Raw genomic sequence first — 25,926 nt, forward strand, 5'->3', positions numbered from 1 at the left:
CGACGGCGCGCAGTCTCACGCCTCGTCCACGACGATCACCTGGTCGTCGTCGAGTGCCCGGAACGGCAGCCGCTGCTGCGTGAGATATTCCAGCGTGCGCGCCACGCCCGCGTCGGCCAGGGCCGAGTCCCCGGCATGCGGGACGATCGCGTAGTCCACCCACCCGAGACCGTCCCAGCGGGCCGGAACCCCGCAGACGACGTCCACCTCGCCGGGATCGTCGGAGAATTCGAGGCCGCGCAGGGACGGCGTCACCAGGCAGGCCCCCGCGCTGTACCCCGCGTAGGCCAGCCGACCGGACCGGACCAGGTCCGTGAGGATTTCGTCGCCGCCGCACAGCGCGAGCCGCATCCGCAGCACGAACGTGTTGCCACCGCGCACCCACAGCGCCCCGAACCGCGACAGCGCCGCCCGCAGCGACTCGGGCGAGCCGGCGTGGTCCCGCAAGTCCACCTCGACGGGTTCGTATCCCAGTGCGCGCAGCGGCGCGAGCTCGCTCGCCACCGCCGAGCCCCGGGCCCGGGACGGCCACGCGTCGGCCGCGTTGGCGATCACCGCGATCGGGCACGGGCCTCGGGTGACCCCGAGCAGCAACCCGGGATCCGCGCCGAACCGGTAGGACGACAGGAACAGCCGCACGGAGTCGCCGATCAGATGACGAAGGCGAGGTTGTCCACGATCCGCCGGCCGACCGTCGTGTCGCCGCCGAGGGTGATCTCGTCGAGGCGGTCGAATGCGTGCACGCGGCCGCCGGCGAGCCGCACGAACAGCCGCGAATCCATCGCCACGGTGCTCGTCGCCGGACCGGACAGGGCCGGCACGACCGAGGCCCGGCCGTCCACCTCGACGTGAACGGTGCGGGCGAGGGGTCCGCTCAGCTCGAACGTGATCCGTGCCCCGGCGGGAGCCTTACCGAGCTTGCCGACAACGAACGCGAGGGCCCCGAAGATCTCCGCGGACGCGAGTTCGGCTCGCGGGCCGCCCTCGTCGCCCGGGACGCCGAGCGCGTCGCGGAGGTCGAGCTCGTGCATCCAGCAGTCGAAGATGCGGATCCGCATGAACCGGCCGTAGGTCGCCTGGCCTGCCGGCGTCATCGCCGGTGCCTCGAAGTCCTCCTGGGTCATGGCCGCGAGCTGCTCCCGGCGACGGGCGACGATCTCGCGGTAGCGGGCCAGCACCTCGTCACCCGGTGTGCCACGCAGGAACTCGATCCAGCGTTCGTTGAAGGCGCCGATCTCGTTGCGGACGTGGCCGAGGGCGTGCACGTCGATCGCGACGTGCGGCGTCTCGATGCCGGCGAGCATCGACTCGGTTCCGATCAGGTGCGCCGTGATGTCCTTGACGGTCCATCCGGGCAGGGTCGTGGGCGTGTACCAGGTGTCCCCGTGGACGTCGGCGAGCAGCCCGTCGATGGCGGCGAACTGCTCGAGGAGCAGCGTGCGGATCGGTTCGACCGGAAACTCCGGCGCTCCGTCGGGGTCCGGCGTGGTGCTGCCGGGTGCCGGTCTGTTTCCGTGGGTCACAGTGCGTCCTCCGCTTCGAGACGGGCCAGGCCGGCGCGGATCGCCGCGCCGGTGGCCTCCGGGTCGTGGGGTCGGCGCCGCAGCAGTCCTGCCGCAAGGCGCAGCTTGTCGCCGCGCCGTCGCGGCAGCACGTGCAGATGCGCGTGGAAGACGGTCTGGAAGGCGGACCGACCGTCGTTGAACACCAGGTTGGCACCGTCGGCGGCGAGATCCGAGCGTTGCACGCCCCGGGCGATGCACTGCCCGGCGCGGAACAACGCGGCGCCGTGCCCGGGATCGAGATCGTCGAGCCGGGGTGCGTGAACCCGCGGCACCACCAGGGTGTGGCCCCGGGCGATGGGCCGGATGTCGAGAAAGGCCAGTACGTCGTCGTCCTCGTACACCCGCACGGCCGGGGCGTCGCCCCGGACTATGGCGCAGAACACGCAGGAGTTCACCCGCTCACTGTAGGCGGGGCGTCCGTTCCGCGGCGACCGCTGCGACGAGTTGCGGCAGGCCCACCGCCGCGGTGGTGCGCCACACCTCGTCCACCTGATCGGACAGGCCGGTCTGGTCGGGGTTGACCTCTACGACGGGGATGCCGTGCTGCCGAGCCAGCGAGGGCAGGCCGGCTGCGGGGTACACGATCCCCGACGTGCCCACCACGAACACCAGGTCGGCGGTGAGCACGGCTGCGGTGGCGGCCTCCCACGGCCCGGTCGGCAGGGGCTCGCCGAACCACACCACGCCGGGCCGCACGTCGCCGCCGCACGCGCCGCAGTCCGGCGGATCGAGGCGGGCGACCGGCTCGGCGGGGGCCTCCGGAAGGTCGGCGGGGGTGCCGCAGTCGGCGCACCGCGGCGAGAACAGGCTGCCGTGCAGGTGTGAGAGCACGGGACTGCCGGCGCGCTCGTGCAGGTCGTCGACGTTCTGGGTGACTATCGACAGATCCACGGTCCGTCCCCAGTCGGCCAGCGCACGATGGCCGGCGTTCGGCCGCACTCGCCGGACCAGGGCCACGCGCCACTGGTACCAGGCCCACACGGACGCACGGTCGCGGTCCCAGGCCTCCGGGGTCGCCAAGTCGGCCGGGTCGAAGTGTTCCCACAGGCCGGTCTGTGCGTCACGGAACGTGGGCACGCCGCTCTCGGCGGACATCCCGGCGCCCGTGAGCACGGCGATCCGTCGTGCGCGCCGAGCCAGACGGAGGATCCGAGGAGGGGGAGTGGTCATCGGGTCAGGGTAGGGGGCCGGGTCCGGACTCGTCGGTGCCCTCGGCATCGTGGCGGAACACGGCGCCACAGCGCGGGCACGGCGCCTCCGGTTCCTCGAGGAAGAAGCCGCAGTCGGGACAGACCCGGTGCATCCAGCACACCGGGTCGCCGCCGAGGTCGGGCACGTCGTTCACCGCGCACCCCGCATCCGTTCCGCGAGGACGGCGGCGCCGCTGTGCTCGACGTCGCGGGTCGCGGTGAGCAGGACGATCGACCGGCCGTCGGCCAGAGTGTCGACGCGCGCGAGCGCGGCCCGCGCGTCCGGGCCGTCCAGTTCGGCGAGGTACCGGTCCCGGAACTCGGTGAACTGCGACGCGTCGTGCGAGTACCACTTGCGCAGCCCGGTCGACGGCGCCAGGTCCTTGGCCCAGTCGTCGTGATGGAACGCGTCCTTGCGCAGGCCCCGCGGCCACAGTCGGTCGACGAACACCCGGAACGCCTGCTCGTCGCCCGGATGGTCGTACACGCGCTCGACGACGACGCTGCGACGTGCCATGGACTCGTGCCTCCTTCCTCACGGCCGATACGGCAGAATTGTGAAGTGAACTACCTCACATTCTGGCATCGACTCACTGTTCGGACTCGATTCAGACGAAACCGAACGGTTGCGCCCCTGATCGGGGCGCGGTACGTCTGACTGGGCTCATCGCCCATAGTGCACGGCCCGAGTCGGCCGCTCGTCGCACATGACCCGCCGCTCATCGCGGTGAGGTGCCGATTCAACGCAGGAGTCGAAAACTTTGGAAACCGGGGATAGGGATACGGGACGTGCGGTGACAGCGCGCCCCACCGTCGGCGTCGTTCGGGAAACGGGCGACGGCGAGCGGCGGGTCGCGCTGGTGCCGATGATCGTGCCGTCGTTGATCAAGAAGGGCCTCGACGTGGTCGTCGAGGCCGGGGCCGGGCTCGGTGCCTTGATCCCGGACGAGGCCTATGTCGAGGCCGGGGCGCGGATCGGGGATGCCTGGTCGGCGGACGTGGTGCTCAAGGTGGCGCCGCCGTCGGACGCGGAGGTCGCGCGGATGCGGTCGGGGCAGACCCTGATCGGGTTCCTCGCCCCCCGCAATGCGGAGAACCAGATCGGTGCGCTCGCCGCGGCCGGGGTGCAGGCGTTCGCCGTCGAGTCGATCCCGCGGATCTCCCGCGCGCAGGTGATGGACGCGCTGTCGTCGCAGGCGAACGTCGCCGGGTACAAGGCGGTGCTGGTCGCCGCGTCGGAGTCCACCCGGTTCTTCCCGATGCTCACCACCGCCGCGGGCACTGTCAAGCCCGCCACGGTGCTGGTGCTCGGTGTGGGGGTGGCCGGGCTGCAGGCGCTGGCCACGGCCAAGCGCCTCGGTGGGCGCACCACCGGGTACGACGTGCGGCCGGAGGTCGCCGATCAGGTCCGTTCGGTCGGGGCGCAGTGGCTCGATCTCGGGATCGACGCGGCCGGGGAGGGCGGGTACGCCCGCGAGCTCACCGAGGACGAACGCGCGCAGCAGCAGGCGGCGCTCGAGGAGGCCATCAAGGGCTTCGACGTGGTGATCACCACCGCGCTGGTGCCGGGCCGGCCCGCGCCGCGGCTGGTGACCGCCGCCGCCGTGGAGGGCATGAAGCCGGGCTCGGTGGTGGTGGATCTGGCCGGGGAGACCGGCGGCAACTGCGAGCTGACCGAGCCGGGACAGACGGTGGTCAAGCACGCGGTGACGATCGCCAGCCCGCTGAACCTGCCGGCGACCATGCCCGAGCACGCCTCGCAGCTGTATTCGAAGAACGTCGTGGCCCTGCTCGAGCTGATGCTCGACGAGGACGGCGGGCTCGCGCCGGACTTCTCGGACGAGATCCTCGCCGGCGCGTGCGTCACCCGCTCGAAGGAGAACGTCTAGATGTATACGGAACTGTTGGCGAACATCGCGATCCTGGTGCTGGCCGGGTTCGTGGGCTTCGCCGTGATCTCCAAGGTGCCCAACACGCTGCACACCCCGCTGATGTCGGGCACCAACGCCATCCACGGCATCGTGGTGCTCGGTGCGCTGGTGGTGTTCGGGCATCTGCCCGCCGACGCCCCGTGGAGCATCAAGGTCATCTTGTTCGTGGCGCTGGTGTTCGGCACGCTCAACGTCGTCGGCGGATTCGTCGTCACCGACCGCATGCTGGGCATGTTCAAACCGAAGAAGACGGTGACGCCGCAGGCCGCGCCGGTGGTGGAGAAGGGAGCCGACGCGAAATGAGCTACCTCGTCTCCGTCCTGTACATCGTCGCGTTCGCGATGTTCATCTACGGTCTGATGGGCCTGACCGGCCCGAAGACCGCGGTGCGCGGCAACTACATCGCCGCCGCCGGCATGGCCGTCGCGGTGGTGGCGGTGCTGATCGACATCCGCGACACCGACAACTGGATCTGGATCGTCGCCGGCCTGGCCGTCGGTGTGGTGCTCGGCGTGCCGCCGGCGCTGCGCACGAAGATGACCGCGATGCCGCAGCTGGTGGCGTTGTTCAACGGTGTCGGCGGCGGCACCGTCGCGCTGATCGCCTGGGCCGAGTTCCTCGACTCGGACGGGTTCACCACCCTCGACGAGCAACCGACGGTGCACGTCGTGGTCGGCTCGCTGTTCGCCGCGATCGTCGGCTCGGTCTCGTTCTGGGGCTCGCTGGTGGCGTTCGCCAAGCTGCAGGAGCTGCTGAACAAGAACCTCGAACGCCGCCTGGTCGGCGCGGCCAAGGCCTTCCAGGTCGCGAACATCGTGCTCGCGCTGGCCTCGATCGCGATCGCGGTGTACATCGGCCTGAACGCTGACCCGGCGAACGACCCGACGTCGGCGGTGTGGATCGTGGCGCTGCTGGTGGTGGCCGGGCTGATGGGTCTGTTCGTGGTGCTGCCGATCGGCGGCGCGGACATGCCCGTGGTGATCTCGCTGCTCAACGCCCTGACCGGGCTGTCGGCGGCGGCGGCGGGTCTGGCGCTGAACAACCAGGCGATGATCGTCGCGGGCATGATCGTCGGCGCCTCGGGTTCGATCCTGACCAACCTGATGGCCAAGGCGATGAACCGGTCCATCCCGGCGATCGTGTTCGGCTCGTTCGGCGGCGACGGCGGCGCCGGCGCGGGTCCGGCCGGGGCGGGCGGCACCGTCAAGGCCACCTCCGCCTCGGATGCGGCGATCCAGATGGCCTACGCCAACCAGGTCATCGTGGTGCCCGGGTACGGGCTGGCGGTGGCGCAGGCGCAGCACGCGGTCAAGGAGATGGCGGCGCTGCTCGAGGACAAGGGGGTGGAGGTCAAGTACGCCATCCACCCGGTCGCCGGCCGGATGCCCGGGCACATGAACGTCCTGCTCGCCGAGGCCGAGGTGCCCTACGAGGCCCTGAAGGAGATGGACGACATCAACGGGGAGTTCTCCCGCACCGACGTCACCATCGTCATCGGCGCCAACGACGTCACCAACCCGGCCGCCCGGCAGGATTCGTCCTCCCCGATCTACGGCATGCCCATCCTCAACGTCGACCAGTCCAAGTCGGTCATCGTGCTCAAGCGCTCGATGTCCTCCGGGTACGCCGGCATCGACAACCCGCTGTTCACCGCCGACCAGACCTCCATGCTGTTCGGCGACGCGAAGAAGATGGTCTCCGAGGTCACCGAGGAACTCAAGGCGCTGTAAAACTCGAGGCGCTGTAAAAACTCGAGGCGCTGTAAGCAGATCGGCGCGTCCGGGGCGTCCGCACGGAAACACCGTGCGGGCGCCCCGTCCGTGTGCGACCGTCGGAGGGGCAGGCGGGCCGCGCCCGGCCCGTCGCACCGACGGAAAGGACGCGTCCTGTGACCGAGCACCCCGTGACCGAGCCTTCGGGGACCGAACCCCCCCGGACCGGCACCGACAGGACCTACAAGGTCGGCTACTTCGTCGGGAGCCTGTCGTCCACCTCGATCAACCGGATCCTGGCGAAGGCACTGATCCGGCTCGCGCCGTCCGACCTGGACTTCGTCGAGATCCCTATCCGGGACCTGCCGCTCTACAGCCCCGACTACGACGCGAACTACCCGCCGGAGGGGGCGGCGCTCAAGGACGCGATCGGCGCCGTGGATGCCGTGCTGTTCGTCTCACCCGAGTACAACCGGTCGATTCCCGGGGCGTTGAAGAACGCCATCGACTGGGCATCGCGGCCGTGGGGGCAGAACTCGTTCGATCACATCCCGGCGGCCGTGATCGGCGCGTCCATCGGCGCGATCGGCACCGCCGTCGGGCAGCAGAGCCTGCGCGCCGTGCTGAGCTTCTGCAACGCGCGGCAGATGACGTCGCCCGAGGCGTACATCCACTACACGCCCGAGGTCTTCGGCGACGACGGAACCGTGCACAACGCCGGCACCGAGGACTTCCTCCGCAATTACATGCGGGAGTTCCGCGACCACGTCGTGAGGGTGCTGACCGTGCTGCCGCGTTAGCCGACCGATTCGTCCACCCGCTCGAGCGTGCGCCGGCTCCGCTCACTGACGGAGCCGGCGAGGGCGGCCGCAGCGAGCACGCACGCCAGCGGCACCGTCATCGCGACGGTCAGCGACGTCGCCTCCGACAGCCACCCGATGGTGGCGGGTCCGGCCAGGAAACCGATGTACCCCATGCCGACGACGCGGGACATGTTGCGGCCCGGGGCGCCGGCGTCGATGTTCCCGGCGGCGCTGAAGATCTGCGGCACGGCGCCGGACAGGCCCAGCCCGAACAGCGCCCACCCGGCGAGCGTCACCGGCAGCCACGGGGAGGCGATGACGGTGCCCATCCCGAGCGCTGCCAGCAGCGTGCCGTACCGGACGACGGCGACGGCGCCGATGCGGGCGCTGACCCGGTCCGCGACGAAGCGCCCGAGCGTCATCGTCGCGGAGAACGCGCCGAAGGCCAACGCCGCGACCGCATCCGGGCTGCCCAGGTGGTCCTTGACCTGCAGGGCGCTCCAGTCGTTGGCGACGCCTTCGCTGAGCATGAGCACGAACGCGAGCCCGCCGAGCAGCAGCACCCGGCGGGTGTATCCCCCACGCGGGCCGGACCCGCGCGGATGCCCGACCCGGGGCACCCGCACGAGGTGCGGCGCCGCGGCCGCGACGACGAGCATGCCGACGAGGCCGGCGCCGCCGAGGGCCACGGCCGGGGCGAGCCCCGCGGCCAGGGTGCCCGCTCCCACCAGCGACCCGGCCACCCCGCCCACCGAGAACAATCCGTGGAACGCGGCCATGATCGGCCGCCGGTAGCGTTGCTCGACCGCCACGGCCTGCGAGTTCATCGACACGTCCAGGGCGCCGTTGGCGAATCCGAACACCGCGAGCGCGGCGCCCAGCTGCCAGGCCGCGCCGGCCAGACCGGGGCCGACGGTCGCCGCCGCCAGCAGGACGGCCGCGGCGACGGTGGTGCGGTCGCTGCCGAACCGGTCCGCGAGCGGGCCGGTGGCCTGCATCCCTGCGATCGCACCCGCCGCGAGGACCAGCAGCAGGGAACCCAGCGTGGCATGGTCGATGCCGACGCGCTGCTCGATCGCGGGGATGTGCACCACCCACATCGCGAGCAGGAACCCGTTGACACCGAAGGTCGCGAACACGGCCGCACGGGCACGGCGAAGATCCGGAGCGTTCACGTGTCCCGACGCTACCGCCCGTCAGATGCCGGCGAGCAGTTCCGGCACCGGGTCGGTGAGGATCGCCCCGATCCCCGCAAGCGCCCGCGCCGCCTGCTCACCGTCGACGAGACGATGGTCGAACGACAGCGACAGCGTCGTGACCTGCCGGACGGCGAGCTCGCCGTCCACCACCCACGGACGCGGGCCGATCGCACCGAGCGCGAGGATGGCGGTCTCGCCGGGGTTGAGGATGGGGGTGCCGGTGTCGATCCCGAACACGCCCACGTTGGTGATCGACACCGTGCCGCCGGTGAGCTCCGCCGGGGTGGCGCGGCCGGAGCGGGCGGTCTCCGCCGCCCGGGCGATGGCGTCGGCGAGCTCCGGCAGCGACAGGCGGTCGGCGTCGCGGATCACCGGCACCATCAGTCCCGCCTCGGTGGCGGTGGCGATGCCCAGGTTGACGTAGTGACGGGTGACGATCTCCTGGTGCTCCTCGTCCCACGCCGCGTTGAGGATCGGTTGGTGTGCGAGCACCCGGAGCAGCGCCTTGGCCACCACGGTGAGCGGCGTCGGGTGCCGCCCTTCGAAGGCGGGCGCGCCGCGGAGCCGGGCGACGAGCTCGACCGTCGCGGTGACGTCGCAGGTGAGGAACACGGTGACGTGCGGGGCGGTGAAGGCACTGCGCGCCACCGCGGCGGCGGTGCGCTTGCGGATCCCGTGGATCGGGGTGCGGGTCTCGCGCGCCGGCTCGGCCGACGTCGGCTGTGCGTCGCGGACTTCCGCAGCCCGGCGCACGTCGGGCACGGTGACGGCGCCGCCCGCACCGGTGCCGGTCACCTCGGTGAGATCCACGCCGAGCGCCCGGGCCTCGCGGCGGGCCGACGGCTTGGCGTCCGGCCGGTGCCGCTCCCCGGTCGGCGGCTGCGGGGGCTGCGCCGCCGCGGCGCGTGCCGCGCGCCTGCTGGCCGGGGCGGCGCCCGGACCGTAGCCGACGAGCACCTGCACGGGCTCGCCACCGTCGCCCGGTTCCGCCGCGCCGGGGACGGCGAACCGGATCAGGGGGTTTCCGACAGGCACGCTGTCGCCGGGCTCGGCGAGCAGTTCGGCGACCGTCCCGGCGTACGGGGACGGCAGTTCCACGGTCGCCTTGGCGGTCTCGACCTCGGCGATCACCTGGTTGAGCTCGACCCGGTCACCGACGGCCACCGTCCACGACACCAGTTCCGCCTCGGTCAGGCCCTCCCCGAGGTCCGGCAGCCGGAACACCTCGCTGCGTCCGGTCGCCACGTCGCCGCGTTCACTCACGCTCTGTCCCATGTCCCGGTCCTCACGCCGCGAGGCTGCGGTCGACGGCGTCGAGGATGCGGTCCGGGTCGGGCAGGTGGTGCGCCTCGAGTTTCGCCGGGGGATAAGGGATGTCGAATCCGCCGACCCGCAGCACCGGCGCCTCGAGCTGGTAGAAGCAGCGTTCCGAGAGCCGGGCGGCGATCTCGGCGCCGATGCCGCAGAACACCGGTGCCTCCTGCACGACGACCAGGCGCCCGGTGCGCCGCACCGACGCCTCGACGGTGTCGAAGTCGACGGGCGAGACGGACCGCAGGTCGATCACCTCCACCGAATGCCCCTCGGTCTCGGCGATCTGCGCGGCCTGCAGGGCGGTCGCGACCATCGAGCCGAAGGTCACGACGGTGACGTCCGTGCCCGCGCGGGTGACGCGGGCCCGGTCCAGCGGCAGGTCCGGCTCGGCGTCGAGATCGACCTCGGCGCGGTCCCAGTACCGGCGCTTGGGCTCGAGGAAGATCACCGGATCGTCGAGGGCGACGGCCTGCTGGATCATCGTGTAGGCGTCGGCCGGGTTGCTCGGGCTGACGACCCGCAGTCCGGCGGTGTGCGCGAAATACGCCTCGGGTGACTCGGAATGGTGTTCGACCGCCCCGATCCCGCCGCCGTAGGGGATGCGGATGGTCAGGGGAGCGGTGACCTTCCCGGCGGTGCGGTAGTGGATCTTGGCGACCTGCGAGACGATCTGGTCGAACGCGGGGTAGACGAAGCCGTCGAACTGGATCTCGCACACCGGCCGGTAGCCGCGCAGCGCCATGCCGAAAGCCGTTCCCACGATTCCGGATTCGGCGAGGGGGGTGTCGATGACGCGGTTGTCGCCGAAGTCCTTCTGCAGGGTGTCGGTGACCCGGAAGACCCCGCCGAGCCGGCCGACGTCCTCGCCCATGATCACCACCTTGCGGTCGTGTTCGAGGGCCCGGCGCAGGCCGGCCCCGAGGGCGGCGCCGAGGGCCAGGGTGGTGGTGGTCATGACAGCGCCTCCTCGTGGGTCGCGTTCTCGAAACCGGCGAGGTAGTCGCGGTAGCCGCTGCGTTCCTCGGCGATCGTCGGGTGGTCGGTGGCGTAGACGTGGTCGAACATGCTCAGCGGCTCCGGATCCGGGGCGCCGAGGGTGCCGGCGCGCAGCCGGGCCGCGGCCTCGTCCGCGGTTGCGCCGACCTCGTCGAAGAACCCGTCGTCGGCGTGGCCCTCGCGCTCGAGCAGCCGGTGGAACCGGTCGATCGGATCCCGCATCCGCCACAGTTCCGCCTCGGCAGGGGTGCGGTAACGGGTGGGGTCGTCGGAGGTGGTGTGCGGGCCCATCCGGTAGGTGACAGCCTCGACGAACGACGGGCCGCTGCCCTCCCGGGCGTGCCGGGTGGCCTGACGGGTGACGGCGAGCACCGCCAGCGCGTCGTTGCCGTCGACCTGCACCGCCGGCATCCCGTAGCCGGCGGCGCGCTGCGCGATCGGGACGGGACTGTGCGAGTGGACCGGATTGCTGATCGCCCAGTGGTTGTTCTGGCAGAAGAAGACCACGCCCACCCCCCATGCGACGGCGAAGCCGAGCGCCTCGGCGATGTCGCCCTGACTCGTCGCGCCGTCGCCGAAGTAGACGACGGTGGCGATCTCGGCGCCGTCGAAATGGGCGCCCATCGCGTAGCCGGTGGCGTGCAGCCCCTGGGAGCCGACGACGATCGCGGGGTTGGTCATGTTCACAGTGGCCGGGTCCCAGCCGGAGTGGGCGCACCCCCGCCACAACCGGGTCATGTCGGCGGGATCGACGCCGCGGCACCAGGCCACGCCGTGCTCGCGGTAGCTGGTGAACACGTAGTCGTCGCGGTGCAGGGCGTGCGCGGAGCCGACCTGAGCGGCCTCCTGGCCGAGCAGTGGTGCCCACAGTCCGAGTTCGCCCTGCCGTTGCAGCGCGGTGGCCTCGGCATCGAGGCGCCGGACGACGACCATGTCGCGGTAGAGGGCCCGGAGTTCGTCGGGCCCGACGTCGGCGACGAGCGCGGAGTACTCGGGATTGTGGACCCGTCGGCCGTCGGGCTGGATCAGCTGGACCGGGTAGGCAATCTTGTCGACCACCGTGCACCACCTCGCTATGGCGGGACCGGTCGCCCTCGTGAGGCGTTCCGGACAAACCTGTGTTGTACATCACATGATCCACGCGGGGTGCAGGTGCGCAATCGATCGCAGCGTGATTGTGCAACAAGCACGGTTTCGGGGGGTCGCGCGCTGTCATACTGCGAAATATGACCAGTCTCGATGCCACCGACGCCCGGATGCTGCTCGAGCTCGCGCGGACTCCGCGGGCGACCGGAGTGGAGTTGTCCCAGCGTCTGGGGCTGTCCCGCAACACGGTGCAGGCGCGGCTCGCGCGGTGGGATGCGGAGGGGGTTCTCGGCTCGTTCGAGCGCCGGGTGGATCCGCGGGCGCTCGGATACCCGCTGGCCGCGTTCGTCGCGACCCGGGTCGATCAGCACCGGCTCGACTCCGTCGTCGCGGCGCTCGGGCAGATCCCGGAGGTCACGGAGGTGTACGGCATGACAGGGCAGACGGACCTGTCGGTGAAGGTGGTCGCGCGGGACGCCGACGATCTCTACCGGCTGGCCGGGCAGATCCTCGAGATCCCCGGTGTCGAGCGCACCAACATGGCGCTGGTGATGCGCGAACTGGTGGGTCCGCGCACGGCGCCGCTGCTCGAGCGGCTCGCACAGCGTTGAAGCGCCCTCTGCACAGCGCTGAGGCGTCTTCTTCTGCACAGCGCTGAGGCGCCTTCCGGGACCGGACCCGGAAGGCGCCTCGACGTGGGGACTAGAGGATCTCGTAGATCGTGGCGTTGGCGGTGCCCCCGCCCTCGCACATGGTCTGCAGACCGTAGCGGCCGCCGGTGTGGCGCAGGTGATGGATGAGCGTCGCGGCGAGCCGGCCGCCCGAGGCGCCGAGGGGGTGGCCGAGGGCGATCGCGCCGCCCAGGGGGTTCAGCTTCTCGCTCGGCGCGCCGGTCTCGCGCTGCCACGCGAGCGGCACGGAGGCGAAGGCCTCGTTGACCTCGAACGCGTCGATGTCGTCGAGCGAGAGTCCCGACCGCTTCAGCGCCAGGGCGGTGGCCGGGATGGGGCCGGTGAGCATCTTGACCGGATCGTCGCCGGTGACGACGGCGGTGTGCACGCGCGCGAGCGGCGTCAGCCCCAGCGCCTTCGCCTTCTCCGACGTGGTGATCAGCAGCCCGGAGGCGCCGTCGGAGATCTGCGACGCGTTGCCGGCGGTGACCACGCCGTTCTCCCGGAAGGGTGCCTTCAGGCCGGCGAGCTTGTCGACGGTGGAGCCGCGCCGGATGCCCTCGTCGGAGTCGATCACGGTGCCGTCCGCCAGGGTGTAGGGCGCGATCTCGTCCGCGAACCGGCCCTCGTCCTGGGCCCGGGCGGCGCGCTCGTGCGAGCGGACGGAGTATTCGTCGAGTTCGGTGCGCGAGATGCCCCACTGCTCGGCGATCATCTCGGCCCCGACACCCTGGTTGAAGCGGCCGTTGAAGCCGGGCGCGGTGAGCTCGTCGGCGTACCGTTCGCGCGCCGGGCCGCCCATCTGCCCGGTGCCTTCGGGCGCGGAGGAGCCGAGCGGAATCGCCGACATGATCTCCACGCCGCCGGCGACGACGAGGTCGGCCTGGCCGGAGATCACCGCCGCGGCCGCCGTCGAGACGGCCTGCTGGGACGATCCGCACTGCCGGTCGATGGTGAAGCCGGGCACCGACTCCGGCCAGCCCGCGCCGAGCACCGCCATGCGGCCGATGTTCCCGGACTGCATGCCCACGGACTGCACGGTGCCCCAGTGCACGTCGTCGACGAGGCTCGGGTCGATACCGGTGCGCTCGGCGAGGGTGCGCAGGACGTGGGCGGACAGCTCGACGGCATGAACGCCGGACAGGCCACCGTCCCGCTTGCCGATGGGGGTGCGGACGGCTTCGACGATGACTGCATCGCGCATCTTCGGATCACTCTCTGTCGGGGACGTGCGGATGCCCCGGAGTGTAATCCGGTAGATGAATATGATGCCAAGCGGATGCTTGGTGGGTGGGAGCTATTCCGCCGGCGGCGTCACCAGCTGCGCGACCGCCTTCTTGATCTCCTTGGGGATCGCCACGGGACGGCGCGTGCGGGCGTCGACGTACACGTGCACGAACCGGCCGGTCGCAGCCGCCTGCAGACCGCCCTCGCCGTCCTCCCGGAAGATCGCCAGCGAATAGGTCACGCTGCTGGTTCCCAGCCGCTCCACCGCCAGGCCCACGCGCAGCCGGTCCGGGAACGACAACTCCGCCAGATACCGGCACGACGTCTCCGCGACCACACCGATCGCATCGAGTTCCCGGATGTCGACCCCGGTCGTGGCCATCAGCCACCCGTTGACGGCGGAGTCGAAGTACGAGTAATAGGTGACGTTGTTGACGTGGCCGTAGTGGTCGTTGTCCGCCCACCGGGTCTGCATCGGCCACAGGACCGGAAACCGGGCGGGAACGGGTGGGTCGGCGGCGGGCGTCGTCGGCTGGCGGTTCGTCACCGTCCTGACGATAGTCCCACGCGGACGGCAAGTCCGACCATCAACGCCCAGAATGCCGATCCGATACCGAACAGGCTCCAACCGGACGCCGCGACCAGGAACGTCACGACCGCCGCTTCGCGTTCCGGCGCGTCGCGCAGAGCCGAGGCGAGCGCCCCGCCGAGCGTCGCGAGCAGGGCCAACCCGGCCACCGCCTCCACCACACCGTCCGGCGCCGTCGCCACGACCGTCGCGAGCCCGGTCGAGCACAGCGCCAGTGCGAGGTAGGACCAGCCCGCGCACCACGCGACCCGCCATCGGCGCGCCGGGTCGGGCTCGGCCCCGGGTGCCGCCGCCAGCGCGGCGCTGATCGCGGAGAGATTGACGGCGTGCCCACCGGCCGGCGCGCCCACGACGGTGCCGAGCCCCGTGACCGTCATCGCCGCCCGCCACGGCGTGGCGTAACCGAACGAGTCGAGCACGGCCGTGCCCGGAATGTTCTGCGACGCCATCGTCACGATGTAGAGGGGAAGAGCGATGCCGAGCAACGCCTGCCAGGTCCACGTCAGGGCCGTGAGCTCGATCGCCGGCAGCAGCTCCCGCGCCGCCGGCGCGGATCCCGAGCGCAGCAGATGGATCGCGATCACCACGGCCGCGGTCCCGAATGCTCCCGGCACCGCCCAGCGTGGCCGCAGCCGCTGCAGCACCAGCCACGTCGCCACCACCGGCAGGATCGCGGCCGGGGAGTCGATCACGCCTTCGACCGGGGCGAGGCAGAGAGGCACGAGTATCCCGGCGAGCATGGCCTGCGCCAGCGATGCCGGGATCGCCGCGATCAGAGCGCCGAGGCGCGGCCACAGCCCCGTCAGGACGATCGCGGCCCCCACGACGACGAACGCGCCCACCGCCGCAGGCCATCCGCCCGCCACCACGCCGGTGCCCGCGAGCAGCGCGGCGCCCGGCGTGGACCACGCGAGCGTGATCGGCGTGCGGAACCGTCGTGCGAGCCACAGGATGCCCAGGCCCTGCGTCAGGCAGAGCGCCAGCAGCCCCGACGCCGCCTGCGACGGCGACGCCCCCACCGCCTGCAACCCCGTCAGCACCACCGCGAACGAACTGGTGAACCCGACGAGAGCGGTGACGACGCCCGCCCCGAGCGGCCGGACGAGCGAGTCGGGACGGCTGGGTGCGGGAGCATCGGACACGGGCGGCAATTCTGCCGCAGCGGGACGGCCCGGCCCGCGCCACCCGGCACCGCCCGCGCCGGCATGCCAGGATCGGGGCATGGTTGCCGATCCCGTGCTGATGACCGTGGACGAGCTGGCCGACCTCGTCGAGGCGGGCACGCCTCCGGTGCTGCTCGACGTCCGATGGTCGCTCGACGACCCGGACGGCGAGGACCGCTACCGGGAAGGCCACATTCCCGGGGCGGTGTACGTCGACCTCGCCACCGAACTCGCCGATCCGGGATCGCCCGACCGCGGCCGGCACCCGCTGCCCGACGTCGCCCGGCTGCAGGACCATGCCCGCCGGTGGGGGATCGACAACGGCGACACCGTCGTCGTCTACGACGACACCGGGGGCCTCGCCGCCGCCCGCGCCTGGTGGCTGCTGCGCTGGGCGGGTCTGAAGGACGTGCGCCTGCTCGACGGCGGCCTGCCGCTGTGGACGGCGACGGGCCGTGGTCTGGCGGCGGGCCCCGGCGAATTCGTCGAGGCCGGCTCGGTGACCCTGCGCGGCGGCTACCTGCCCACCGTCGACATCGACGAGGCCGGGCAATTCCCGTCGCGGGGAACACTGCTCGACGCCCGTGCCGCCGCGCGCTACCGCGGTGACGAGGAGCCGGTCGATCCGCGCGCCGGGCACATCCCCGGCGCGGTCAGCGCCCCCGCCACGGACAACCTCGGGGCGGACGGCACGTTCCGATCCGCCGAGGAACTCGCCGCACGATTCACCGCACTGTGCGGGGACCGTCCCGTCGCCGTGTACTGCGGCTCCGGGGTCACCGCGACCCACGACATCGCGGCCCTGGCCGTGGCGGGTATCGAGGCCGCCCTGTTCCCGGGGTCGTGGTCGCAGTGGTGCCAGGACCCGGCCCGGGAGGTCGCCACCGGGGCGTGACGACCGAGGGTCACCCGTCCGCGCGGGAGAACTCCGAGGCGCGGCGCACCTGCTCGGGCGTCGGGGTCACCCCGGTGTACAGCGCGAACTGCTGGGCCGCCTGCAGAGCGATGACCTCGGCGCCGGTGATCACCGGCAGTCCGTGCGCGCGGGCCGCACGGATCAGTGGTGTCTCCGGGGGCATCGCCACGACGTCGAACACCGTCGACGCGGCGGCCACCGCGGCCTCGGGAAACGGCAGTTGCTCCGATTCGCGACCACCGGTCATGCCGACCGGGGTGGCATTGACGAGCAACCCCGGCGTGCGTCCGTCGAGTTCGGCACGCCAGTCGAACCCGTACTGCCGCGCCAGGGCGGCTCCCGTCTCCTCGTTGCGGGCGATCACCGACACGTCGCGGAACCCGCTGTCGCGCAGAGCCGCCACGACGGCCTTGGCCATCCCGCCGCTGCCCGCGACGGCCGCCGGCATCGCCGGGTCGACCTCGTGCTCGCGCAGCAGGTCCACCACCGCCTGGTAGTCGGTGTTGTAGGCGTGCAGCACGCCGTCCTCGTTCACGATCGTGTTCACCGACTCGATGGCGCGCGCCGAGTCGTGGAGCTCGTCGATCAGCGGAATCACGGCCTCCTTGAACGGCATCGACACCCCGCACCCCCGGATGCCGAGACCGCGGATCCCCGCCACGGCCGACGGCAGGTCGGTGGTGGTGAACGCCTTGTACACGTAGTCGAGACCGAGCTCGTCGTAGAGGTAGTTGTGGAAGCGGGTGCCGATGTTGCTCGGCCGTCCCGACAGCGAGATGCACAGGCGGGTGTCCTTGGTGATGCGCGAGACCATGCGTGCCACGCTAGTTCCCGTCGCGAGAAGGCGGGGCACGGCGCCCTCAGCACGTGGCGATCGTCGACGCCAGCGCCTCCCGGTCGGCCGCCGTGATCGGCAGCCCGTACCGCACCGCCACCGACAGGTACTTGCCCGCGAACCAGCACCGGTACGCCGCCGCCGGCGGCAGCCACTCGGACGGGGTGTGATCGCGCTTGTCCTGATTTGCCGGCCCGTCCACGGCGATCAGGTTGAAGGCGACGTCGTTGGCGAACTGCCGGCGCAACTCGGCCGGCCACGCCGCCGCGCCGAGGTCCCACGCCGCCGCCAGGGGATAGATGTGGTCGATCTGGACGGCCCGGCCCTCGGAGCGACGGAACTCGAGCTGCGCACCGGTGTACGGGTCGGACAGCGTGCCGGACAGCACGATGCAGTCGCCGGTGCCGGGCCGGAACGCCACGTCGCGCAGGTCCCGGGCGAGCACGTTGTTGCGGGTGTCGCACCCGTCGCGCCCGCCCGGGCCCGGATGATCGTCGGACCACGCCTGCCCGAACACGCAGCCCTCGCCCGGACCGCACCCCCGCTCGTACCCGGGCACCTGCGGCCGGTGCGGCACCACCGCCGCCCGCGCCAGCAGCTGCTCGAGCGCGCCGCGTCCGGGGCTGCCCGGCGCCGGCGGCGCGTGCGATTCGATCCGGTCCCACCCCCACGACACGGCGATCGCGACCGCCACCACCAGCCCCCAGAAGACCGCGCCCCCTCGCACGCGGACATTCTCACCGATCGCCCCGACAGCAGAGGCGCCTGTGCCCTCTCAGCCGTCGGTCGTCAACGGAAACCGGGTCGCACGGATGGACTCGATAGTGCGGCCGTCGTGCCCGACGATCCACGACCCGCCGTGCTGCTTGCACTCGGCGACCCGGTCGAACACGGTCAGCAGGAAGAACACCGCCTGCTCCGCGGTCGTGGTGGCGGCGAGCCGATGGGACTCACCGTGTTTCGTTCCGTCGAGCCACACGCCGCACTGTCCGTCGAGCCGCATCGCGGTGACGTGCTGGGAATCGACGAACGCGTACTTGACCTGCTCCCAAGGGGTGTGGGCGCTGTAGGTCTGCTCGAGGACCTGGATCATGATCGACATCGCAGTCTCCTGGTGGGTGCACCTGCAGCCCAGTCTCCTCCGGGGGCCCGGTCCGATCCAGAGCCGATCGTCCCCGCGCACGCCCGCTACCCGGCCTGCGCCGGCCGTGTCGGGCGCGACTGGCACCATGGTGGGCATGCTGCACGGGTTGTGGTCACCGGGGGCGGGCCTGATGGTGTGGCGCGACGACGACGACCCGGCCGGCGACGCACCGGCTGTCCTGCGCCGATGGATCGACCGGCCGTTCCGGCACCGGGTCGAACTGCGACTGCCCGGCGACGACGCACCGCGTCCGCTCCCTGCGGTGGCGATCGCGCCGGCCGACGCCGCCGAGCTGCTGCTGGCGCTGCCCCGGCACGCCGAGACGGTGGCCGGGGACCTGCGGTATCTCGCGCACGTCGCCCGCGGGATCGAGCGCTGGGCGCAGGCCGGCCGGGTGGCCCCGGAACTGCACCGCGCCGACGGGCAGTGGTGGGCGCGGTGGCGCCTGCTCGGCGGCGACCGGATCCGAGCCTGGACGGCCGAGCTGTCCGCCGCGATGCCGCCCGTGCAGCGGCAGGCCGGGCGGCCCGCGGCGCTGCTCGACGACCTCGTCACCGAACTCACCGATCCGATCACCCGGTCGCTGATCGGCAACGTCGGTACCTCCCTGCACCCGTTGATCGCGGCTCTGGCCGAGGGGCAACCGCACCACAGCGGCACCCAGCGCATGGCCGACGCGCTGGACGAATGGCGGGCCTCGCTCGCCGGAAACGAACCCGACCTGGTGCTGCGGCTCGTCGAACCGGACGACGACGAGGACGAGGCCATCGGCGCCGACACTCTGTGGCGGCTCGAGGTGTGCCTGCGGTCGGAGGGGCAGGCACCGGTTCCGGTGCCGGTGGACGGCTCCGACGCGCAGCTGCTGCAGATCGGGATCCGCAAGCTCGGCGCGGCCCTGAAGGCGTATCCGCGGTTGCAGGACGTGCCGCGCGACCCGGACAGCCTCGACCTGCTGCTGCCGACCGGGGTGGTGACCGACCTCGTCGAGCACGGCGGCCGTGCGCTGGCGGACGCCGGCATCGCGCTGTTGCTGCCGCGCGCGTGGGCGCGGCTCGAGCCGTCGCTGCGGCTGCAGGTGACCTCGCCGGTGGCGCCCGTCGCGGCCGAGGACGACACCGTCGGCATGAACGCGCTCGTCTCGTTCGAGTGGCAGCTCGCCGTGGGCGACATGCTGCTCACCCCCGCCGAGATGGAACGGCTGATCGCGGCCAACAGCGACCTGGTCAAACTGCGCGGCAAGTGGGTGCAGGCCGATCCGGCCGCCCTCGCCCGGGCCGCCCGCTACGTCGCCGGCCAGGGCGCCGCCGATGCGACGCTGGCGACGCTGTTCGGCCGGTTCACCGGCGACGAGCCGCCGCCGGTGGAGGTCACCGACGTCGCCGCGACCGGCTGGGTCGCGACGCTGCTCGACGGGCAGGCCCGCCCTGTCCCGGTGCCGCCCCCACCCGGCCTGCACGCGACCCTGCGCTCGTACCAGCAGCGCGGCCTCGAGTGGCTGGCCTTCATGAGCGGTGTCGGGCTCGGCGCGGTGCTGGCCGACGACATGGGTCTCGGCAAGACCGTGCAGGTGCTCGCGCTGCTCGCCCACGAACGGGCGGGCGACGTCGCCACCGATCCGACGCTGCTGGTGTGCCCGATGTCGGTGGTGGGCAACTGGCAGCGCGAGGCCCAGCGATTCGTGCCGGGCCTGCGCGTGCACGTCCACCACGGCCCGGCGCGGCTGCGCGACGCCGCCCTGGCCGCGACGGTCGCCGACAGCGACCTGGTGATCACGACGTACGCGCTCGTCGCGCGGGACGTGGCGCAGCTGCGGTCGCTGCGCTGGGGCCGGGTGGTGCTCGACGAGGCCCAGCATGTGAAGAACGCCGCGACCGCGCAGTCCCGCGCGACGCGCGCGGTCCCCGCGCGGCACCGCATCGCGCTCACCGGCACCCCCGTGGAGAACCGGCTCGAGGAACTGCGTGCGATCCTCGACTTCGCCAATCCCCGCCTGCTCGGTTCGCCGGCGACGTTCCGCGCCCGGTTCGCCGTCCCGATCGAACGGGAACGCGACGCGGCGGCCGCCGCGCGGTTGCGGGCGCTCACGTCGCCGTTCGTGCTGCGCCGCGTCAAGACCGACCCGTCCGTGATCTCGGATCTGCCGGAGAAGTTCGAGCAGACGGTGCGGGCCAATCTCACCGCCGAGCAGGCAGCGCTCTACCGGGCGGTGGTCGACGAGATGATGCGGAAGATCCGGGACAAGGAGGGAATGGCCCGCAAGGGCGCGGTGCTCGCCGCGCTGACCCGTCTGAAACAGGTGTGCAACCATCCGGCGCACTACCTGGGCGACGGCTCCGGGGTGCTGCGCCGGGGCCGGCACCGGTCGGGCAAGCTCGGGCTGGTGGAGGACATCGTCGAGTCGATCCTCGCCGACGGCGAGAAGGCCCTGCTGTTCACTCAGTTCCGGGAGTTCGGCGACCTGATCGCCCCGTATCTGGCCGAGCGGTTCGACACCACGGTGCCGTTCCTGCACGGCGGTGTGTCCAAGGGACGGCGCGACGCGATGGTCGCCGCGTTCCAGGGCGACGACGGTCCGCCGATGATGCTGCTCTCGCTCAAGGCCGGCGGCACCGGCCTGAATCTGACGGCCGCGAATCATGTGGTGCACCTGGATCGTTGGTGGAATCCGGCGGTGGAGAACCAGGCCACCGACCGGGCGTTCCGCATCGGCCAGCGCCGCGACGTGCAGGTCCGCAAGCTCGTGTGCGTCGGTACCCTGGAGGAACGGATCGACGAAATGATCTCGGGGAAGCAGGAATTGGCGGAACTCGCTGTGGGAGCCGGCGAGAACTGGATCACCGAGCTGTCCACCGAGCAACTGCATTCGCTGCTGTCCCTGGGCGACGAGGCGGTGGGCGAATGAGCCCGGCGGGCGGGTTCGACCGCTACGGCAAGCGCAGGCAGGTCGTCGGCGGCATCGAGGCGCGGACCAAGCGCGGCTCGATCGGCCGCACCTGGTGGTCGAAGGAGCTGGTTGCGGCGATGGAGCAGGTCGCCGACAAGGGCCGGCTCGCGCGGGGCCGGACCTATGCCCGGTCGGGGCAAGTGGTCTCGATGCGGCTCGAGCCCGGCGCGGCGGTGGGGGAGGTGCAGGGCAGCCAGCTGCGCCCGTTCACCTCGACGGTCACCATCCGCACCCTCGACGAGGAGGCGGTCGCGGATCTGATCGACCGGGTGCGTTCCGCTCCGGGCATGCTGGTCCGGCTCGCAGGGGGTGCGCTGCCGGAGGAGCTGGGGCCGCTGCTGCTCCCGCGGCGTGCCGGTGAGCTGGACTTCGACTGCACCTGCCCGGACGACGGGTGGCCGTGCAAGCACGCGGCGGCGGTGGCCTACCTGCTGGCCGAGCACGTCGACGAGCAGCCGCTGGCGGTGCTCACCCTGCGCGGGGTCGACCTGAGCACGGTGATCGGTGGGGTGGACGGGGCGGAGGCCGACGGCGAGGACTTCTACGGGAACGAGATCCGGTTGCCGGATCTGCCGGCCGAGCCGTACCGGCCCGCGCCCGAGGATCTCGATCCGATGCTGCTGCGCCGGGCGCTGCGGGCGGGCGGCACGGACGAGTCGGTCGTCCTCCGCGGCACGTCGGACCTCGAGGAGATGTACCGGCGCCTCCGGTAGGCCGCTCCGCGGCCGGTGCGTCCTTTGGGCGGCGGGGACAGCCCAAAGGACGCACCGGCGGCGAAGCCGGCTATGGACATACATGGACTTCCAACTATAGGATGAGCACACATTGCTGGGGGTGCCGCCCGCTGCCCCCGATCATCCCACCGAAACACGAGAATTCGACCAGTTAGGACGGATCCGGACATGAGCGTTCGAGAACTCACCCACTTCGTCGGAGGCAAGCACATCCCCGGTGCCTCCGACCGGTTCGCCGACGTCTTCGACCCCAACACCGGTGCGGTGCAGGCCCGGGTTCCGCTCGCCGACGTCGCCGAGACCGAGGCCGTGATCGCGAACGCCGTCGAGGCGCAGAAGGAGTGGGCGGCGTTCAACCCGCAGAAGCGCGCCCGCGTGCTGATGAAGTTCCTGCAGCTCGTGCAGGACGACATGGAGAACCTGGCCCGGCTGCTGTCCTCCGAGCACGGCAAGACCGTCGCCGACGCCAAGGGCGACATCCAGCGCGGCCTCGAGGTGATCGAGTTCGCCACCGGCATCCCGCACCTGCTCAAGGGCGAGTTCACCGACTCGGCCGGCACCGGCATCGACGTGTACTCGATGCGCCAGCCGCTCGGCGTCGTCGCCGGCATCACCCCGTTCAACTTCCCCGCGATGATCCCGCTGTGGAAGGCCGGCCCGGCCATCGCGTGCGGAAATGCGTTCGTGCTCAAGCCTTCCGAGCGCGACCCGTCGGTGCCGCTGCGCCTGGCCGAGCTGTTCATCGAGGCCGGGCTGCCCGCCGGCGTGTTCAACGTCGTCAACGGCGACAAGACCGTCGTCGACGTGCTGCTCACCGACGAGCGCATCAAGGCCGTCGGCTTCGTCGGCTCCACCCCGATCGCCCAGTACATCTACGAGACCGCCGCCGCCCACGGCAAGCGCGCCCAGTGCTTCGGCGGCGCCAAGAACCACGCGATCGTCATGCCCGACGCCGACATGGACCAGGTGGCCGACGCCCTCGTCGGCGCCGGCTACGGCTCCGCCGGTGAGCGCTGCATGGCGATCTCCGTCGCCGTGCCGGTCGGCGAGGAGGCCGCCGAGGCGCTCGTCGCCAAGCTGAAGGAGCGGGTCGCCGGCCTGAAGGTCGGCCGCAGCGACGACCCGAACGCCGACTTCGGTCCGCTGGTCACCGCCGAGGCCCGTCAGCGGGTGCACGACTACATCCAGAAGGGCATCGACGAGGGCGCCGAGCTCGCCGTCGACGGGCGCGACTTCGTGCTCGAGGGCCACGAGAACGGCTTCTTCTCCGGCCCCACCCTGTTCGACCGGGTCACCCCGGAGATGACGATCTACCGCGAGGAGATCTTCGGCCCCGTGGTGGTCGTCGTCCGCGCCCACGACTACGAGGAAGCGCTGCGGCTGCCGTCGGAGCACGAATACGGCAACGGCGTGGCGATCTTCACCCGCGACGGCGACACCGCCCGCGACTTCACCAACCGCGTCAACGTCGGCATGGTCGGCGTGAACGTGCCCATCCCGGTGCCGATCGCGTACCACACCTTCGGCGGCTGGAAGCGGTCCGGCTTCGGCGACCTCAACCAGCACGGCCCGGACTCGGTGCGCTTCTACACCAAGACCAAGACGGTCACCCAGCGCTGGTTCTCCGGCGTCAAGGAGCACGCGGAGGCAAACCACTTCGTCATCCCGACGATGGACTAGGGCGAGGTAGCAGATGTTCACCCTCACCGACGACGACCGGGCAATCCGCGACACCGCCCGCGACTTCGCCGCCGAGTTCCTCGCCCCGAACGCGGTCGAATGGGACCAGACCAAGCACTTCCCGGTCGACGTCCTGCGCAAGGCCGCGGCGCTCGGCATGGGCGGCATCTACGTCCGCGAGGACGTCGGCGGGTCGGGCCTGCGCCGTCTCGACTCCGTCCGGATCTTCGAGGAACTCGCCAAGGGCTGCCCGTCGATCGCCGCCTACATCTCCATCCACAACATGGTCACGTGGATGATCGACCGGTTCGGCAACGACGAGCAGCGCCGACGCTGGGTCCCCGGACTCTGCACGATGGACCAGCTCGCCAGCTACTGCCTGACCGAGCCCGGCGCCGGCTCCGACGCGGCGGCCCTGAGCACCAGGGCCGTCCGCGACGGCGACGAGTACGTCCTGACCGGCGGCAAGCAGTTCATCTCCGGCGCCGGCACGTCGGACGTGTACGTGGTGATGGCCCGCACCGGTGAACCCGGCCCGCGGGGCATCTCGGCGATCATCGTCCCGAAGGACACCCCCGGGCTGTCCTTCGGCGCCAACGAGAAGAAGATGGGCTGGAACGCCCAGCCCACCCGTCAGGTGATCTTCGACGGTGCCCGCGTGCCCGCCGAGAACCTCCTCGGCGAGGAGGGCAGCGGCTTCCGGATCGCCATGCACGGGCTCAACGGCGGCCGGCTCAACATCGCCGCGTGCTCGGTCGGCGGCGCCCAGGCCGCGCTCGACAAGACCGTCGGGTATCTCGCCGAGCGCAAGGCGTTCGGCGAGCGGCTGCTCGACTCGCAGGCCCTGCAGTTCCGGCTCGCCGACATGCGCACCGGCATCGAGGCCTCGCGCACCCTGCTCTGGCGCGCCGCCGACGCCCTCGACCGCGGTGCCGACGACGTTGTCGAGCTGTGCGCCATGGCGAAGCGGTTCGCCACCGACGCCTGCTTCGACGCCGCCAACGACGCGCTGCAACTGCACGGCGGTTACGGCTATCTTGCCGAGTACGGACTCGAGAAGATCGTGCGGGATCTGCGGGTACACCAGATCCTCGAAGGAACCAACGAGATCATGCGGGTGGTCGTCGCGCGCAGCGTGGTGGCCGCGGCGCAGAACGGAGCGAAATGACCGAGACGGAAGACGTCCTCGTCCGGGTCTCCGGCGGTATCGGCCGGATCACCCTCAATCGACCGAAGGCCATCAACGCCCTGAACTACGACATGGTGAAGGTGATGGCCGCCGCGCTCGACGAGTGGGCGAAGGACGACTCGGTCCGCGCGGTCGTCGTGGACGGGGCGGGGGAGCGCGGCCTGTGCGCCGGCGGCGACATCGTCTCGATCTACCACGACGCCCGCGACGGCGGCACCGGCTCGCAGGACTTCTGGCGCGACGAGTACATCCTCAACGCCGCCATCGGCCGCTACCCGAAGCCGTACGTGGCGATCATGGACGGCATCGTCATGGGCGGCGGCGTCGGAATTTCCGCCCACGGCAACGTCCGGATCGTGACCGAACGCTCCACGATCGCGATGCCCGAGGTCGGTATCGGCTTCGTTCCCGACGTGGGCGGCACCTGGCTGCTCTCGCGTGCACCGGGCGACCTCGGCACCCACCTCGCGCTGACGACCGGCCGGATGAAGGCCGGTGACGCGATCGCGCTCGGATTCGCCGACCACTTCGTCCCGTCCGAGGCGCTCGACAAGTTCGTCGCCGCCCTCGAATCCGGCACGGTCGACGAGGCCCTGGCCGAATTCGCCCAGCCGGCACCGGAAGCGCCGCTGCTCGCGCAGCGGGCGTGGATCGACGCCGCCTACTCGGCGCCGACCGTCGAAGAGATCGTCGCCCGCCTGCAGGCCGCAGAAGAGCCCGAGGCCCACGCGGCCGCCGAGCAGATCCTCGGCAAGTCGCCCGTCGCGCTGAAGGTGACCCTGCGCTCGGTGCGGCACGCCCGCGAACTCGGCAACCTCGAAGAGGTGCTGAACGAGGAGTACCGGGTCTCGCTGGCGTCGCTGCGCTCGCACGATCTCGTCGAGGGCATCCGCGCCCAGGTGGTCGACAAGGACCGCAACCCGGCATGGTCGCCGGCGACCCTCGCCGACGTCACCGACGCCGACGTCGACGCGTACTTCCAGCCCCTCGGCGAGCTCGAACTCGGGCTCGCCGCACCCGAGAAGGAAACCGCCTGAC

27 protein-coding genes are annotated in these 25,926 nt (G+C 71.6%); 11 read left to right on the top strand and 16 right to left on the bottom strand.

Translation table 11 applies throughout. The annotated features are described in order from the left end of the window. Positions 1–15: 15 nt before the first annotated feature. The 6 genes from AC2IPW_RS08825 to AC2IPW_RS08850 are packed head-to-tail and all read right to left on the bottom strand — an operon-like array spanning position 16 to position 3,272. Complete coding sequence (locus tag AC2IPW_RS08825; protein WP_450120940.1) at positions 16–639, bottom strand: Type 1 glutamine amidotransferase-like domain-containing protein; 624 nt, start codon at positions 637–639, stop codon at positions 16–18. 11 nt (positions 640–650) lie between these two features. Continuing rightward, positions 651–1,523, bottom strand: coding sequence for a maleylpyruvate isomerase family mycothiol-dependent enzyme (locus AC2IPW_RS08830; RefSeq protein ID WP_450120939.1), 873 nt, complete (start codon positions 1,521–1,523; stop codon positions 651–653). Then, a complete protein-coding gene (locus tag AC2IPW_RS08835) occupies positions 1,520–1,960 on the bottom strand; it encodes an HIT family protein (RefSeq protein ID WP_450120938.1) in 441 nt (146 codons plus the stop codon). Before AC2IPW_RS08835 ends, AC2IPW_RS08830 begins: the two co-directional genes overlap by 4 nt. Positions 1,961–1,964: 4 nt before the next feature. Beyond that, complete coding sequence (locus AC2IPW_RS08840; protein WP_450120937.1) at positions 1,965–2,735, bottom strand: SIR2 family NAD-dependent protein deacylase; 771 nt, start codon at positions 2,733–2,735, stop codon at positions 1,965–1,967. A 4-nt stretch (positions 2,736–2,739) separates the two neighbouring features. Then, positions 2,740–2,910 carry a hypothetical protein gene (locus AC2IPW_RS08845; RefSeq protein ID WP_003935200.1) on the bottom strand — a complete coding sequence of 57 codons (171 nt, stop codon included), beginning with the start codon at positions 2,908–2,910 and terminating at the stop codon, positions 2,740–2,742. Continuing rightward, positions 2,907–3,272, bottom strand: coding sequence for a DUF488 domain-containing protein (locus AC2IPW_RS08850; protein WP_003935201.1), 366 nt, complete (start codon positions 3,270–3,272; stop codon positions 2,907–2,909). Before AC2IPW_RS08850 ends, AC2IPW_RS08845 begins: the two co-directional genes overlap by 4 nt. A gap of 277 nt (positions 3,273–3,549) precedes the next feature. Here AC2IPW_RS08850 and AC2IPW_RS08855 point away from each other — a divergent pair, with 277 nt between their 5' ends. The 4 genes from AC2IPW_RS08855 (at position 3,550) to AC2IPW_RS08870 (ending at position 7,198) form a co-directional block, all read left to right on the top strand. After that, positions 3,550–4,644 carry a Re/Si-specific NAD(P)(+) transhydrogenase subunit alpha gene (locus tag AC2IPW_RS08855; protein WP_486376714.1) on the top strand — a complete coding sequence of 365 codons (1,095 nt, stop codon included), beginning with the start codon at positions 3,550–3,552 and terminating at the stop codon, positions 4,642–4,644. Then, positions 4,645–4,989, top strand: a complete 345-nt coding sequence (locus AC2IPW_RS08860; RefSeq protein ID WP_289378465.1) for an NAD(P) transhydrogenase subunit alpha part 2 — start codon at positions 4,645–4,647, stop codon at positions 4,987–4,989. Then, positions 4,986–6,416, top strand: coding sequence for an NAD(P)(+) transhydrogenase (Re/Si-specific) subunit beta (locus AC2IPW_RS08865; protein WP_486376715.1), 1,431 nt, complete (start codon positions 4,986–4,988; stop codon positions 6,414–6,416). The genes AC2IPW_RS08860 and AC2IPW_RS08865 overlap by 4 nt, the downstream gene beginning before the upstream one ends. A 158-nt stretch (positions 6,417–6,574) precedes the next feature. Then, positions 6,575–7,198, top strand: coding sequence for an NADPH-dependent FMN reductase (locus AC2IPW_RS08870; protein ID WP_054375109.1), 624 nt, complete (start codon positions 6,575–6,577; stop codon positions 7,196–7,198). Here the strand turns inward: AC2IPW_RS08870 and AC2IPW_RS08875 are convergent. From AC2IPW_RS08875 to pdhA, 4 genes are all read right to left on the bottom strand, one after another. Further along, positions 7,195–8,301, bottom strand: a complete 1,107-nt coding sequence (locus AC2IPW_RS08875; protein WP_486376985.1) for an MFS transporter — start codon at positions 8,299–8,301, stop codon at positions 7,195–7,197. The two genes, AC2IPW_RS08870 and AC2IPW_RS08875, sit on opposite strands and share 4 nt — an antisense overlap. 96 nt (positions 8,302–8,397) lie before the next feature. Next, a complete protein-coding gene (locus AC2IPW_RS08880; RefSeq protein ID WP_486376716.1) occupies positions 8,398–9,675 on the bottom strand; it encodes a dihydrolipoamide acetyltransferase family protein in 1,278 nt (425 codons plus the stop codon). Between the two features lie 10 nt (positions 9,676–9,685). After that, complete coding sequence (locus tag AC2IPW_RS08885) at positions 9,686–10,669, bottom strand: alpha-ketoacid dehydrogenase subunit beta (protein ID WP_054375112.1); 984 nt, start codon at positions 10,667–10,669, stop codon at positions 9,686–9,688. After that, a complete protein-coding gene (gene pdhA, locus AC2IPW_RS08890; RefSeq protein WP_486376717.1) occupies positions 10,666–11,769 on the bottom strand; it encodes a pyruvate dehydrogenase (acetyl-transferring) E1 component subunit alpha in 1,104 nt (367 codons plus the stop codon). The genes AC2IPW_RS08885 and pdhA overlap by 4 nt, the downstream gene beginning before the upstream one ends. A gap of 167 nt (positions 11,770–11,936) precedes the next feature. Between pdhA and AC2IPW_RS08895 the strand changes: the two genes are divergently transcribed. After that, a complete protein-coding gene (locus AC2IPW_RS08895) occupies positions 11,937–12,407 on the top strand; it encodes an Lrp/AsnC family transcriptional regulator (RefSeq protein ID WP_003935210.1) in 471 nt (156 codons plus the stop codon). 91 nt (positions 12,408–12,498) lie between these two features. Here AC2IPW_RS08895 and AC2IPW_RS08900 read toward each other — a convergent pair whose 3' ends face one another. The 3 genes from AC2IPW_RS08900 to AC2IPW_RS08910 all read right to left on the bottom strand — a co-directional run bounded on the left by AC2IPW_RS08900 (position 12,499) and on the right by AC2IPW_RS08910 (position 15,425). After that, positions 12,499–13,671 (bottom strand): thiolase family protein, encoded by a 1,173-nt coding sequence (locus AC2IPW_RS08900; protein ID WP_486376718.1) that lies wholly within the window; start codon positions 13,669–13,671, stop codon positions 12,499–12,501. Positions 13,672–13,764: 93 nt separating this feature from the next. Further along, positions 13,765–14,241, bottom strand: coding sequence for an acyl-CoA thioesterase (locus AC2IPW_RS08905; protein WP_003935212.1), 477 nt, complete (start codon positions 14,239–14,241; stop codon positions 13,765–13,767). Further along, entirely contained in the window at positions 14,238–15,425 is a 1,188-nt protein-coding gene (locus AC2IPW_RS08910) for a benzoate/H(+) symporter BenE family transporter (RefSeq protein WP_486376719.1), read from the bottom strand. The genes AC2IPW_RS08905 and AC2IPW_RS08910 overlap by 4 nt, the downstream gene beginning before the upstream one ends. 79 nt (positions 15,426–15,504) lie before the next feature. Here AC2IPW_RS08910 and AC2IPW_RS08915 point away from each other — a divergent pair, with 79 nt between their 5' ends. After that, positions 15,505–16,341: a sulfurtransferase gene (locus AC2IPW_RS08915; RefSeq protein WP_486376720.1), complete on the top strand. Its 837-nt coding sequence runs from the start codon at positions 15,505–15,507 to the stop codon at positions 16,339–16,341. Positions 16,342–16,351: 10 nt separating this feature from the next. Here AC2IPW_RS08915 and AC2IPW_RS08920 read toward each other — a convergent pair whose 3' ends face one another. Genes AC2IPW_RS08920 through AC2IPW_RS08930 form a run of 3 tightly spaced genes read right to left on the bottom strand, consistent with a single transcriptional unit; the run spans position 16,352 to position 18,299 of the window. Then, entirely contained in the window at positions 16,352–17,176 is an 825-nt protein-coding gene (locus AC2IPW_RS08920) for a shikimate 5-dehydrogenase (RefSeq protein WP_486376721.1), read from the bottom strand. Positions 17,177–17,222: 46 nt separating this feature from the next. Then, positions 17,223–17,924, bottom strand: a complete 702-nt coding sequence (locus AC2IPW_RS08925; protein ID WP_486376722.1) for an HNH endonuclease family protein — start codon at positions 17,922–17,924, stop codon at positions 17,223–17,225. 48 nt (positions 17,925–17,972) lie between these two features. Further along, complete coding sequence (locus AC2IPW_RS08930; protein ID WP_003935217.1) at positions 17,973–18,299, bottom strand: hypothetical protein; 327 nt, start codon at positions 18,297–18,299, stop codon at positions 17,973–17,975. A gap of 136 nt (positions 18,300–18,435) precedes the next feature. Between AC2IPW_RS08930 and AC2IPW_RS08935 the strand changes: the two genes are divergently transcribed. The 5 genes from AC2IPW_RS08935 (at position 18,436) to AC2IPW_RS08955 (ending at position 25,925) form a co-directional block, all read left to right on the top strand. Further along, positions 18,436–21,243, top strand: a complete 2,808-nt coding sequence (locus AC2IPW_RS08935) for a DEAD/DEAH box helicase (RefSeq protein WP_486376986.1) — start codon at positions 18,436–18,438, stop codon at positions 21,241–21,243. Further along, positions 21,240–21,998: an SWIM zinc finger family protein gene (locus tag AC2IPW_RS08940; protein WP_003935219.1), complete on the top strand. Its 759-nt coding sequence runs from the start codon at positions 21,240–21,242 to the stop codon at positions 21,996–21,998. Before AC2IPW_RS08935 ends, AC2IPW_RS08940 begins: the two co-directional genes overlap by 4 nt. A gap of 189 nt (positions 21,999–22,187) precedes the next feature. Beyond that, a complete protein-coding gene (locus tag AC2IPW_RS08945; protein WP_003935220.1) occupies positions 22,188–23,699 on the top strand; it encodes a CoA-acylating methylmalonate-semialdehyde dehydrogenase in 1,512 nt (503 codons plus the stop codon). A gap of 13 nt (positions 23,700–23,712) precedes the next feature. Further along, positions 23,713–24,867, top strand: a complete 1,155-nt coding sequence (locus AC2IPW_RS08950; RefSeq protein WP_003935221.1) for an isobutyryl-CoA dehydrogenase — start codon at positions 23,713–23,715, stop codon at positions 24,865–24,867. Continuing rightward, the gene (locus AC2IPW_RS08955; protein WP_054373245.1) at positions 24,864–25,925 is read left to right on the top strand and encodes an enoyl-CoA hydratase/isomerase family protein; all 1,062 of its coding nucleotides are present in this window, start codon (positions 24,864–24,866) and stop codon (positions 25,923–25,925) included. The genes AC2IPW_RS08950 and AC2IPW_RS08955 overlap by 4 nt, the downstream gene beginning before the upstream one ends. The last annotated feature ends 1 nt before the right edge of the window (position 25,926 follow it).

It is taken from the genome of Rhodococcus sp. NS-SX18 (assembly GCF_057367935.1).

Bases quoted from the DNA above. Each gene is read 5' to 3' on its own strand.
- AC2IPW_RS08840 (WP_450120937.1), bottom strand. From the start codon at position 2,735: ATGACCACTCCCCCTCCTCGGATCCTCCGTCTGGCTCGGCGCGCACGA.
- AC2IPW_RS08850 (WP_003935201.1), bottom strand. From the start codon at position 3,272: ATGGCACGTCGCAGCGTCGTCGTCGAGCGCGTGTACGACCATCCGGGC.
- AC2IPW_RS08860 (WP_289378465.1), top strand. From the start codon at position 4,645: ATGTATACGGAACTGTTGGCGAACATCGCGATCCTGGTGCTGGCCGGG.
- AC2IPW_RS08865 (WP_486376715.1), top strand. From the start codon at position 4,986: ATGAGCTACCTCGTCTCCGTCCTGTACATCGTCGCGTTCGCGATGTTC.
- AC2IPW_RS08875 (WP_486376985.1), bottom strand. From the start codon at position 8,301: ATGTGGGTGGTGCACATCCCCGCGATCGAGCAGCGCGTCGGCATCGAC.
- AC2IPW_RS08880 (WP_486376716.1), bottom strand. From the start codon at position 9,675: ATGGGACAGAGCGTGAGTGAACGCGGCGACGTGGCGACCGGACGCAGC.
- AC2IPW_RS08885 (WP_054375112.1), bottom strand. From the start codon at position 10,669: ATGACCACCACCACCCTGGCCCTCGGCGCCGCCCTCGGGGCCGGCCTG.
- AC2IPW_RS08895 (WP_003935210.1), top strand. From the start codon at position 11,937: ATGACCAGTCTCGATGCCACCGACGCCCGGATGCTGCTCGAGCTCGCG.
- AC2IPW_RS08900 (WP_486376718.1), bottom strand. From the start codon at position 13,671: ATGCGCGATGCAGTCATCGTCGAAGCCGTCCGCACCCCCATCGGCAAG.
- AC2IPW_RS08915 (WP_486376720.1), top strand. From the start codon at position 15,505: ATGGTTGCCGATCCCGTGCTGATGACCGTGGACGAGCTGGCCGACCTC.
- AC2IPW_RS08920 (WP_486376721.1), bottom strand. From the start codon at position 17,176: ATGGTCTCGCGCATCACCAAGGACACCCGCCTGTGCATCTCGCTGTCG.
- AC2IPW_RS08930 (WP_003935217.1), bottom strand. From the start codon at position 18,299: ATGTCGATCATGATCCAGGTCCTCGAGCAGACCTACAGCGCCCACACC.
- AC2IPW_RS08935 (WP_486376986.1), top strand. From the start codon at position 18,436: ATGCTGCACGGGTTGTGGTCACCGGGGGCGGGCCTGATGGTGTGGCGC.
- AC2IPW_RS08940 (WP_003935219.1), top strand. From the start codon at position 21,240: ATGAGCCCGGCGGGCGGGTTCGACCGCTACGGCAAGCGCAGGCAGGTC.
- AC2IPW_RS08945 (WP_003935220.1), top strand. From the start codon at position 22,188: ATGAGCGTTCGAGAACTCACCCACTTCGTCGGAGGCAAGCACATCCCC.
- AC2IPW_RS08950 (WP_003935221.1), top strand. From the start codon at position 23,713: ATGTTCACCCTCACCGACGACGACCGGGCAATCCGCGACACCGCCCGC.
- AC2IPW_RS08955 (WP_054373245.1), top strand. From the start codon at position 24,864: ATGACCGAGACGGAAGACGTCCTCGTCCGGGTCTCCGGCGGTATCGGC.